The 11085-nt window shown below is 44.4% G+C and carries 9 protein-coding genes; 3 read left to right on the top strand and 6 right to left on the bottom strand.

Features of this window, described 5'->3' with window-relative positions; all coding sequences use genetic code 11:
- Positions 1 to 45: 45 nt before the first annotated feature.
- The 4 genes from K1T76_RS02650 to K1T76_RS02635 all read right to left on the bottom strand — a co-directional run bounded on the left by K1T76_RS02650 (position 46) and on the right by K1T76_RS02635 (position 6311).
- Entirely contained in the window at positions 46 to 1095 is a 1050-nt protein-coding gene (locus tag K1T76_RS02650; RefSeq protein WP_019837751.1) for a cell division protein ZipA C-terminal FtsZ-binding domain-containing protein, read from the bottom strand.
- Position 1096: 1 nt separating this feature from the next.
- Entirely contained in the window at positions 1097 to 4561 is a 3465-nt protein-coding gene (smc, locus tag K1T76_RS02645) for a chromosome segregation protein SMC (protein ID WP_230244017.1), read from the bottom strand.
- 10 nt (positions 4562 to 4571) lie between these two features.
- On the bottom strand, positions 4572 to 5267 hold the full coding sequence (locus K1T76_RS02640; protein WP_019837752.1) for a GntR family transcriptional regulator: 696 nt from the start codon (positions 5265 to 5267) through the stop codon (positions 4572 to 4574).
- 234 nt (positions 5268 to 5501) lie between these two features.
- A complete protein-coding gene (locus tag K1T76_RS02635; RefSeq protein WP_070152947.1) occupies positions 5502 to 6311 on the bottom strand; it encodes a sulfite exporter TauE/SafE family protein in 810 nt (269 codons plus the stop codon).
- Positions 6312 to 6339: 28 nt separating this feature from the next.
- On the opposite strand from K1T76_RS02635, the gene K1T76_RS02630 reads away from it, so the two are divergent.
- The gene (locus K1T76_RS02630; protein ID WP_230244016.1) at positions 6340 to 7107 is read left to right on the top strand and encodes a biotin--[acetyl-CoA-carboxylase] ligase; all 768 of its coding nucleotides are present in this window, start codon (positions 6340 to 6342) and stop codon (positions 7105 to 7107) included.
- Complete coding sequence (locus K1T76_RS02625; protein WP_230244015.1) at positions 7104 to 7862, top strand: type III pantothenate kinase; 759 nt, start codon at positions 7104 to 7106, stop codon at positions 7860 to 7862. Before K1T76_RS02630 ends, K1T76_RS02625 begins: the two co-directional genes overlap by 4 nt.
- Here K1T76_RS02625 and K1T76_RS02620 read toward each other — a convergent pair.
- Complete coding sequence (locus K1T76_RS02620; RefSeq protein WP_230244014.1) at positions 7849 to 8415, bottom strand: RBBP9/YdeN family alpha/beta hydrolase; 567 nt, start codon at positions 8413 to 8415, stop codon at positions 7849 to 7851. The genes K1T76_RS02625 and K1T76_RS02620 overlap by 14 nt on opposite strands.
- Before the next feature lie 174 nt (positions 8416 to 8589).
- Entirely contained in the window at positions 8590 to 9996 is a 1407-nt protein-coding gene (ffh, locus tag K1T76_RS02615; protein WP_230244013.1) for a signal recognition particle protein, read from the bottom strand.
- A gap of 139 nt (positions 9997 to 10135) precedes the next feature.
- Between ffh and K1T76_RS02610 the strand changes: the two genes are divergently transcribed.
- Entirely contained in the window at positions 10136 to 10945 is an 810-nt protein-coding gene (locus K1T76_RS02610; RefSeq protein WP_019837757.1) for a cytochrome C assembly family protein, read from the top strand.
- Positions 10946 to 11085 lie beyond the last annotated feature (140 nt).

Raw genomic sequence — 11085 nt, 5'->3', positions numbered from 1 at the left:
ACACAGCACTTGAAAACAGCTTGCACCAAGTGCGAGATCGTAATTTTAAGCATGACTTGCTTGACCAGCACGATAATCGATTGCCTGATGACGCCAGTGCTCGCGTAATTGTGGGGTAAATTCCAAATGGTTTTGGTCATAGACCGTTCCATCAATTTCACGTGCAATCAGTCCCGAAATACTAACCATGGTGTCAAAGGCATTTTGCACATCGCTATGCGGCAAAGCGAGGAAGAACGCCAAACCTTTGACTTGTTCAGTCGATAAGGTTTCTAAATCAAAACCATCTGCGCCTTCATCATTAATTTGTAAAACCGAGAATAATAATTTGGTGCCATCTTCGTTATAACGATGAAAACATGACATTTCACCAAAACGTAAACCGTATTTCATCAATACTTTTAGGGCTTTATCGCCCGAAAGTATGCGACGTTCAGGGAAGATATTCAGCGCAATAAAAGATTCAGCTGTTGCTAAGGCACTTTCTTCATCCATGATTTTTTGTTCGTGCAAGTGTGAATCTAAAATACTACTTTCTTCATTAAAGTCAGAAATTTTTGCAGTTTCAATGTGTTGATTCAGTCTGTATTCAGTCGAAGCTTTGTTTTGCTCAGCAGTCTCTGCATTTGGTGCTGTTTCTGCAATCACTTGCTGAATTTCATCCGACAATGAATATTCTGTAGTTACAGCTGTCGGCGTTGGCGTATCTTGTTCTGCTTCAGATTTGGATGCTGTAGCGGATGGATCAAGCGCAGAAGTTTTTGTATCTGCCTGCAAACTCGGTTCAGCTTTGGCGGTTTCAGGATTTGAAGAAGCTACAATATCATCTGTTAAAGCCTGCGGTTCAGACTTGGTAGGCGCCTCTGGTGCAACGTCATCTGCTATTAAAGTAGGCTCCACACGTGGTGGCTTAGCGTCGCTTTGCAATTGGTCACGTACATGGCGTGGAATAATCGGTTGTTGACAATCTTCATTGAACTGCAATTCAGAATCCAATGACGGTGCTGAATCTGTAGGTTTTTTGAGAATCATTTTCAAACCAAACGCCATGATCACAATAGCGATGACAATTCCAACGATTGTGGTGATTTCCATATTATGCCTCCGCGACTAGGCCGTATTCTGCGGCTTCTTCTAAATTTACGGTTACTAATTTTGAGGTTCCCGGTTCAGGCATGGTAACACCTAAGAGGTCGGTTGCCATCGTCATAGCAAGTTTATTATGTGTAATGTAAATGAATTGCACTTGTTCAGAAAGTTCTTTTACTAAATTACAAAAGCGTCCCACGTTGGCATCATCCAACGGCGCATCAACTTCATCTAGCACACAAAATGGCGCTGGGTTTAAACGGAAGATTGCAAAAACCAAAGCCAAAGCTGTCAGGGCTTTTTCGCCCCCTGAAAGTAAGGCCAAAGAACTGTTTCGCTTACCTGGTGGACGCGCCATCAATTTGACCCCAGATTGCCAATCATCTTCCAAACTCAGACTGGCTTCACCGCCATTAAAGACTTTAGGAAATAGCTCCTGCAATTCGGTATTGATCTGATCAAAGGTGTTCATAAACAGTTTACGAGTTTCCTGATCGATACTTTTCATTGCCGCCTGCAACTGCGAAACAGTATTTTGCAAGTCTTCAATTTGATGGCTTAATTCTGCAAAACGAGCGGTGACTTCTTCATATTCTTCCGAAGCTGCCAAATTGACCGCACCCAATTTATCAAACTGCTGCTGTGCTTTGGCCAGCTTCTGCTGATGTGCAGTCACATCAATTTGTAAACCAGTAATGATTTCACTGTTTAAATCTTTTAACAGTTCAGAATAATGCTGATAGTCCGACTTGGCCGACTGCCACGCCAAACGCTTTTCTTCAAGCTGTGCACGTAGCTGCTCATCTTGCTGCTGCTGTTGCTGGCGCTGTTCGGTCATTTGCTGCTGCTTGGATTGGACACTGTGCAATTCCACTTGCCATTCCTGCCAAGTTTTTTGCAGCTTTTCAGTCTCTTGCTGCTGCTCTGAAAACTGAGTTTCCAAAGCAGGTAATTCCAACTGAACAGGATCGACAAACTTTTTGGCTTGTTCCATTTGTGCCACGATTTGTTGATATTGTGCTTTTAAGAAAGTGGCATCTTTTTCTAAGAGCTCAATTTGCTGCTGAGTTTGTACCGCCTGACGACGTAACAGCTCCACTTCTTGTTGTTGCTGCTGAAATTGCTGCTGTGAACTATCGAGTTGTTCATTCAGCTGCTCGACCTGAAATTGCAAGGTTTTATACTGCGGCAAAGCTTGCTCAAGTTTAAATGCCAAAGCATGCAAATCAATTTCCAGATCATCTTTTTGCATGGCATCTTCTTCGAGCTGTTCATCTAATTGTGCCAATTGATGCTGTAATTGCTGTTGCTGTACCGCAAAAGCTTGTGCCGCACTTTCAGCTTTCGCTATTTGTACATCTAGTGTTTGCAAGGCTTGCTGCTGCTGTTTGAGCTGCTGCTGTTGTTGCTGCAATTGCTGCTGCAACTGTTGTACTTGTTGCTGCAATTCAGGCAATTGCTGTTCTGCTTGCTCATATTGTGGCAGGTGCTGCGCCAACGCCTGTTCAATTTGCTCCAAGCGAATCCGATGGCTCAGCGCTCCTTGCCCCGCCTGTGCGGCTTCATCATAAAACAGCCCGATGACCCAATCTGGTCCGACATGATAACCATCTAAACTGAGGATAGACTGCCCTGCCTGCAGTTGCGTTTGCAATGCTAAAGCCTGCGATAAACTTTCTGTAATTGCGACACTTTGCCACAAACTACTTTGCGGTGACGCAATCCAGTCACTGAGGGACTCACACCCCGAAAGCTGTATTTTCGATGTTTGCGAGTCTAGCGTCACTTGGACTTTTAACTGACGTGCGCGGCTGTCCTGAAATTCAGTATCTGCCTCTACCACCTGCGCAGACAGCCATTTAGCCAAAAACTTTTCAATCAAATTGGCATGTGGTTTCGCCACATCTGCAAGTTGTAATACTTGCATCAACTGCACCACATCGGCTTGGGATTTTGGGCTTTGCTTAATGAGCAATTGATTGAGGTTTTTCTGTTCTGACTGCAAAATCTGAATCTCAGATTTTAAGGTCGCACACTGCGCTTTGTGCTCATTATAGCTTGCCTGCAACGTGGCGAGTTGCTGAGTGCTGTCTTGAATATTCAGTTCTAGTGTCAGCATTTCAGCCTGCAAGCGGGTTTTTTCGTCCTGCAGTTGTTGCATTCCCTCTTGCTGATCTTGCGGCTGAATTTGTGCAAACTGCTGTGTCAGGGTTTGTTTTTGCTGTTCAATACGGCTGATGTTTTTCGCCAGTTGCTCACTTTGCGCCTGCATGTGCACATGCTTTTGTTGTTGCTGTTCTACTTGCGCTTTGACTTGGGCATATTGTGCCGCTTGGGTTTGCTGCTGCGCTTTTAAATCCTGAAATTGCTGACTCTGCTGCTGCGTCAATTGCTCTTGCTGCTGTAGATTTCCCTGTTGATTTTCTTGCTGATCAACCAGACTCTCTAGCTGCAATTCAATCAACTGCAAACGCTCTTTGGTTTGTGCTTTTTGTTGTTCGAGTTGCGATAAAGTCGCGGTATTTTGCTGAAACAGACTTTGTTTTTGTTCTAAAGTCATTTTCAGTTCAGCCAGTTTCTTTTCTGCCTGTTGCCATTCTTGCTGTAGCGGTGTCGATAGATGAATTAAACGCTGAAATAACTCACTGGTTGCGGTTAAGTCATGTTCCAAAGTGCTTAGCTCAGAGCGCACTAATTTAAAGCTTTCCCCCAACTCATTCATACTCAGGGTATATTCTTGCTGTAAACGTGCACTTTGTTCACACTGAAAAGACAACACTTCGACTTTAATGGTGCGAATTTCGCTTTCGAGCGCTTTGTATTGAATTGCTGTTTCTGACTGACGTTTTAAGGTTTTCAGCTGCGATTTTAGTTCCGAAGCAATATCTTCCAAACGCGCCAGATTCTGCGTGGTGTGATCCAAATGCAGCATAGTTTCACGACGACGCGCCTGATAACGTGATACGCCTGCCGCTTCTTCAATAAACACTCGCATTTCTTCAGGCTTGGCATCGACCAAACGGTTGATCATACCCTGTTCAATAATTGCATAAGAACGCGGGCCTAAACCTGTACCCAGAAAAATATCGGTGATGTCACGACGACGACACTTGGTTCCATTTAAAAAATATTCAGACTTACCATCACGGTTGACCTGCCGACGTACCGACAGTTCATTATAGGCGTTATAAGCACCGCCCAATTTGCCATAGGTATTGTCAAAACGCAGTTCAACACTGGCTACACCTACAGGTTTGCGTTTGGCAGTTCCTGTGAAAATTACATCCTGCATACTGCCGCCACGCAACTGGCGCGCACTAGATTCGCCCATCACCCAACGAATGGCGTCAATCACATTGGATTTACCACAACCATTCGGCCCCACCACAGCGGTACGGTTGGCTTTAAAATGTAAGGTCGTACTGTCGGCAAAAGATTTGAAGCCAGAAAGTTTTAAACTGCTTAAACGCATAATGTCCCAATTAACGGCGTGAACGTCTTGCCCATGCAAGCTCGATCTGTTTCATACGGGTCAGAGATTCCAACACCAGATTGCGCAAGTGTCGACAAAAATCATCCATAAATAAAGAGGCTTGTTGTGATTTTCGGATTAAAATTGCATCAATTACCAGTTTAAATAGATCAAACGATTCCTGTAACTCTCGACGTGACGTATTCAGGGTTAAAAAATAGCTGCGCCGTAACGACGGCAGCAACTCTTGATAGAATTTCATCAGGTACAGATTGGCCACCATATCAGGCTGCTGCGCCAGATATTGAAAAATTAGATCATAAAATTTTTCGGTATGGCCCTGCCGGTATTCGGCCTCAATCTGCTCCATCAGCTTTTGCAGCTGTTCAATTTCATGATGGCGCCAGGTTTCTGCAATGCGCTGTACAATCTGCCCCAGCAGCAGGCTGCAGGTATCAAACAGGGCACGCACCTGCTGGGCCGACATTTCCGACACAATCGCGCCGCGCCGCGGAAAAATTTCAATGAGATGGGTACGTTCCAATAACAACAACGCTTCACGCACCGAACCACGACTGACGTCCAATTCTTTGGCAATACGCAATTCCTGAATACGTTCACCTTCAACCAAATCACCGCTAATAATCTGTTCTGCGATGTGGCGGGCAATTTGTTCCGATAAACTTTCTGATTCTTGTTGTTGCATACTGTTCCTATCTTGTTTTTATAAGATGCAGTGATGAGAATTCAGAGCCACACTCATTGAGGACATCTCAAGATCATCCCTTGACTGCAAGCATAGCTCCGATACAAGCATCTTTCTTTTTACTGCGAAACAGCTCACAACGCCATGACATTGTCCGACAATTTGATGGCGCTAGAGCCAATTTTACCCGGCTTAAAAAAAACACAGCTTAAAACAAAAAAGCAGCGACTCAACTTAGAAAAATACTCGCATGCCCTGATAAACAAAATAACACCCAACGGTGGTGAGCAAGCAGGCAAAACATTTTTTCAGCATTGCTGGCGATAACAAATGCGCCACTTTTGCACCGACCTTGGCAGTAATAAAGCTCATCACACTAATGCCTATAAACGCATAAATGTGGATATAGCCAATGGTATTGGGTACTGTAATTTCGGCTTGCTGACCAAACCACATAAACCCGAGTGCCCCTGCCACCGCAATTGGCAAACCACAAGCAGCTGAGGTGGCTACCGCTTTTTGCATGACCACGCCATAACGGTTTAAATACGGCACGGTTAAACTGCCACCGCCAATCCCGAAAATTGCAGAGGCAATGCCAATCCCACCTCCCGCCATGACTTGCTTGGCTGTTGAAGGCAAATGATGTGAAGGATCAACCGCAATATTTGCGCCTCTAAACATCTTAAAAGCCACCCACAGTGCAAAACCGCCAATCAATAACTGCAAACCCTGACCCGAAAGGAAATCGGCAATACCTGCACCAACAAATGCACCCACAATTAAACCCGGTGCAAGATTACGAAATACAGGCCACATCACCGCACCTTTTTTATGGTGTGCCGTAACCGAGCTGATCGAAGTTACAATAATGGTTGCCAACGATGTCCCAACCGCCATGTGCATTAACACCGATGGGTCATAATTGAGTTGAGTGAAGACAATATATAAAATTGGCACAATAATTAAGCCGCCGCCCACGCCAAACAGCCCTGCTGCAAATCCAGCAATTGCACCAATCAATAAATATATGATTAACTCCATAAATATATTCCACTATGTGTAAATTCGTATGGATGTAGAAACCCGACAACTGCAACAACAACTCACAGATGCAGGACAGCTTCCAGAAGTACTCATATTGAAGCCGATTACCACCTCCACCAATGATGATGTACGGGAAATTGCACAAAAAGGTGTGCAGAGTGTCTTGGTGTGTAGTACCAGACAAACGCATGGTCGAGGACAACGTCAACGGCAATGGGTATCACCCGAAGGGAACATCTATTTAAGCACATTGCTAAATTTACGAATACCTGTAAATGGGCGTTTGGCTTTAGAAGTTGCGTTAAATATCTTGCAAATGCCGAGTCTACAAGCGCTGGATTTACAAGTAAAATGGCCAAATGACTTATACAGCCCACAAGGCAAATGGGGCGGCATATTGATTGAGCCAATTTCTGCACAGCAAGTCATAGTTGGAGTTGGGCTTAATCTTGCTCCTGTCAACTCACCCGTTATTGATCAAAAAACCACGTCCCTGACTGAACTAGGTTTGGTATCTCTTGACCGTGTGCGCCTGATTGCAGAGCTTTATCTTGCCATTCAACAAGCCTGCGACTGGTTTAATCACGATTGTTATAATTTGGCCTCCCGCTTCAATCATCATGCCGCATTTATGCGACAAACAGTTGAGTTTGAACATTTTAAAGGCAGCTGTCAGGGTACTTTTTTAGGCATTCAGGATGATGGCGCGGTGCAAATTGAAACGGCGCAAGGACTTGAAATTTTTTATCAGGGACGTTTACGCCCTGTCGATCTTGCCGAGTTACCTTCATGAAAAATTTATGGCTAGATATTGGCAATACGCGCCTGAAATACTGGGTTACAGAACAAGACCGCATCATAGAACATGAAGCAGAATTGCATTTACAATCTCCAGCCGATTTACTGCTGGGCCTGATCCAGCATTTTAAAAGCCTGAACCTGACCCATGTCGGGGTATCTTCTGTTCAGGACCAGAAAAATAATGAACGGATTCAGCAGATTTTAAAACCCCTGAATATTCCAGTGATTTTTGCCCGAGTACAGGCCGAATATGCCAACCTGAGCTGTGGCTATGATATTCAGCAGCTCGGAATTGACCGCTGGTTGCAGGTACTGGCCGTGGCTGAAGCCGACAAAGATTTATGTGTGATCAGCTGCGGCACCGCGCTGACCATTGACCTGACCCAAGGCCATCAGCATTTGGGGGGCTATATTCTACCTAATCTATATTTGCAGCGTGATTCGTTAATTCAGCACACCAAAGGTATCCGGATTCCAGAAGCAGCCTTTGATGACCTAAGTCCCGGTACCAATACTCTAGATGCTGTGCATCATGGCATTTTACTGGGGCTGCTCAGCAGTATTGAATATGTGATGCAGCAATCTTCGCGTCAACTTGTACTGACCGGTGGTGATGCACCCCTGTTTGCCAAATTCCTGCAACATCACCATCCATTAGTTGAGCAAGATTTAATGCTGAAAGGTTTGCAGCGCTACATCCAGCATTGCTCCACGGCCAATGAGCCTAGACGGCTTATTCCACAATAATATGAGGTAGTATCGCCTGCCAGACTTCTACCAGTTCGGTACAGCCTTGAGAGTCAATAAAATGTCCTTGATGCTGTGCCTCAATAATCCTTGCATCCAGACTGCGCGCCTGTTCTAGACTAAATTTTGGCAGTACCCGGTCATCGCCAGCCGAGTAAATCACAACCCGATGCGCAATTTGGCGCTTTAGCAAGTCAAAATCAATTTTACAGGCATCAATAAAAGGATTGACCTCGTCCAGCCGGCCCAAACGGCCATTAAAGCCGGCCACCAGCACCACCTGTTTAATTTTCTGGGTTTTCAGTTTTTTGGTCAGAAAGTGCAAAGTAGCAATACAGCCCAGACTGTGAGCAATGAAAATGGTGTTTTCGTCAATCTCATCGACCTGCTCATCCATTTGCCGCTTCCACACTTCCAGGGTTGGCGTAGGCGATGGATCGAGTCTTAACACTTTCAGACTGGCTTTTTGCTGGTCGGCATACTCCTGAATCCAAGGAAACCAGTTTTCATCTGGACTGGCGGTATAACCATGTACCACATAAATTTGTGCCATTGTTGTGCTCGCTGTTCGTTCCTGATGCACATCAGTGTGCCCGAAACAGCGCGGCTTTTGGGTAAGCGTCTGTTGGGTTTTCTTAAAGATCACCGCAGCACGCTCGCCTGAATAGTTTAAAAATGGAGAGCAACAAAAAGGCGCACCCGGCGCCTTGATGCTTTGAATTCCATACTATTTCGGTTCTTTACCGCCGAACAGCGGACCCATACCGCCACCACCGCCAAACTGCTTTTGCAGATTGCCCAATGATTTCATCATTTTTGCCATGCCCGATGGATTGGCAAATTTTTTCATCATTTTTGCCATTTGTGCATGTTGCTTGATGAGTTTATTCACTTCCGCTACTTCCATACCACAACCCGCAGCAATACGTTTTTTACGGCTTGGGTTCATCAGGTCTGGGTTACGGCGTTCTTTAATGGTCATCGACTGGATAATCGCTTCCATCTTTTTCACTTGCTTTTCAGGGTTGGCTTGTGCAATCGCATCTTGAATACCTGAATTGCTCATGCCAGGCAACTTGTCCAGGAAGCCCATCATGCCGCCCATTTTGTTCATTTGTTCAAACTGCATCAACATATCTTCAAAGTTGAAGCTACCGCCTTTTTGCAGTTTTTTCGCCATTTTTTCGGCTTTTTCTTTGTCGATTTTACGTTCAACTTCTTCGACCAAAGACAGCACGTCACCCATGCCCAAAATACGTTGTGCAACACGTTCTGGGTGGAATGGCTCTAGGGCATCGAGTTTTTCACCCATCCCCAGGAATTTAATTGGTTTACCTGTAATCGCTCGCACTGAAAGTGCTGCACCACCGCGTGCATCACCATCAGTCTTGGTCAGGATCACACCCGTTAATGGCAAGGCATCATTAAAGGCTTTGGCGGTATTTGCCGCATCCTGCCCCGTCATAGCATCCACCACGAACAAGGTTTCAGTCGGTTTAATCGCTGAATGTAATGCCTTGATTTCGTCCATCATGTCATCATCGACATGCAGACGGCCTGCGGTATCGACAATCAGAACATCAGCAAACTGAATTTTTGCCTGCTCGATCGCACGGTTAGCAATATCTACAGGGTTTTCATTGGCATTCGAGTCAAAGAAAATCGCACCTACTTCACCAGCAACTGTTTGTAGCTGTTTAATCGCTGCAGGACGGTAAACGTCGGCAGACACCATGGCGACTTTTTTCTTTTGACGTTCTTGTAAAAAACGTGCCAATTTTGCAGCTGTGGTGGTTTTACCCGCACCCTGCAAACCTGCCAACAACACTACAACTGGTGGCTTGGCAGCTAGGTCAAGGCTTTCATTGGCCTCGCCCATCATTTTTGTGAGTTCGTCATAGACAATTTTGACGAACGCCTGACCAGGGGATAACTGAGTCATCACTTCCTGACCCAATGCCTCTTCCTTAACTTTCGCGATGAATTCACGAGTTACAGGTAACGCCACATCGGCTTCAAGAAGTGCCATACGTACTTCACGTAACGTATCTTTAATATTGTCTTCGGTTAGCTGCCCTGAGCCAGTAACATTTCTTAAACTCTGCGTGAGTCGTTCTGTTAAGGTATCAAACATTGCAAATTCCGCTTAAAATAGCCATTAGCAAAAAAATGTTTCTTTAAAATAGAAAATTTATGCACAAGATGCTATAGGATACTGTAGTTCGCATCGAATTTATATAAATGAATATTCATCATCCTGAAAAAGGTTTGACATGATCAGTCTCCCCTTGGTTTATACGATTTTAGCATTAATCGCTTATACCAGCTCTTTTTGGTATTTATTTTCTCATTTAATGTCTAAACGTGCGCCAAATCACTGGTTTATTCGTTCTCTGCTTAGTTTGGGCTTAGTGCTGCATGCTGCAGTGTTATATAACGATATGCTGACGCCAATGGGTGTCAATTACAACGTGTTTAACCTGATGTCATTTACTTCAGGTCTGATGTTATTGCTGAGCTTATTGTTCAGTAGTTACCGTCCTGTGATTGCACTGAATTTAATTGGTATTCCTGTCGCTGCTGCGGGTTTAATTGCAGGCTTTTCATTCAGTCAGCATAATTTATTTATTAGCAAAAATTCGATTGGCTTAGACATTCATATTATTTTGTCGCTGGCTGCTTATGCTGTCTTGCTCATGGCGACCATTCATGCGGTGTTAATGTGGTTTCAGAACCGTGAACTGAAAAACAAGCAAAAACGTCGAGTTTGGGTCAATTTACTACCCTCTTTGCAAGATATGGAATCTTTGCTGTTTGATATGCTAATCGCAGGTTTTGCCCTACTGACTGTCGCACTAGGCTTTGGCTTCTTTACGGTAGAACATTTCTTTGCACAGCATTTAGCGCATAAAACCGCCTTTAGTATTATTTCGTGGTTTGTCTATGGTGCATTACTACTTGGACGCTACAAGTTTGGCTGGCGTGGTCAAAAAGCGATTCGCTTTACCATTATTGGTTTCTTTTTATTGGCGCTCGGTTTTATTGGTTCTAAGTTTGTGTTGGAAATGATTTTGGGGAAGTAATATTCTTTTGTTCAGTTTACCTCATTAAAAGCGTGGAACATGATAAATTATTTAAAAAGCCCAAGTATCTGTACTTGAGCTTTTACCGAGCGATAAGCTTATGATTAATATAATAAAAAATAGCTGTTATTCCAAAGTAG

Origin of the sequence: Acinetobacter sp. PW68 (assembly GCF_020982655.1) — a bacterium.
Lineage (GTDB): Bacteria > Pseudomonadota > Gammaproteobacteria > Pseudomonadales > Moraxellaceae > Acinetobacter > Acinetobacter towneri_A.
Note: the sequence above shows the minus strand (reverse complement) of the source record. Positions and strands in the feature narration are given on the sequence as shown.

Coding starts and splice junctions, on each gene's coding strand:
- K1T76_RS02640 (WP_019837752.1), bottom strand. CDS start 5,267: ATGCAACAACAAGAATCAGAAAGTTTATCGGAACAAATTGCCCGCCAC.
- K1T76_RS02635 (WP_070152947.1), bottom strand. CDS start 6,311: ATGGAGTTAATCATATATTTATTGATTGGTGCAATTGCTGGATTTGCA.
- K1T76_RS02650 (WP_019837751.1), bottom strand. CDS start 1,095: ATGGAAATCACCACAATCGTTGGAATTGTCATCGCTATTGTGATCATG.
- smc (WP_230244017.1), bottom strand. CDS start 4,561: ATGCGTTTAAGCAGTTTAAAACTTTCTGGCTTCAAATCTTTTGCCGAC.
- ffh (WP_230244013.1), bottom strand. CDS start 9,996: ATGTTTGATACCTTAACAGAACGACTCACGCAGAGTTTAAGAAATGTT.
- K1T76_RS02620 (WP_230244014.1), bottom strand. CDS start 8,415: ATGGCACAAATTTATGTGGTACATGGTTATACCGCCAGTCCAGATGAA.
- K1T76_RS02630 (WP_230244016.1), top strand. CDS start 6,340: ATGGATGTAGAAACCCGACAACTGCAACAACAACTCACAGATGCAGGA.
- K1T76_RS02610 (WP_019837757.1), top strand. CDS start 10,136: ATGATCAGTCTCCCCTTGGTTTATACGATTTTAGCATTAATCGCTTAT.
- K1T76_RS02625 (WP_230244015.1), top strand. CDS start 7,104: ATGAAAAATTTATGGCTAGATATTGGCAATACGCGCCTGAAATACTGG.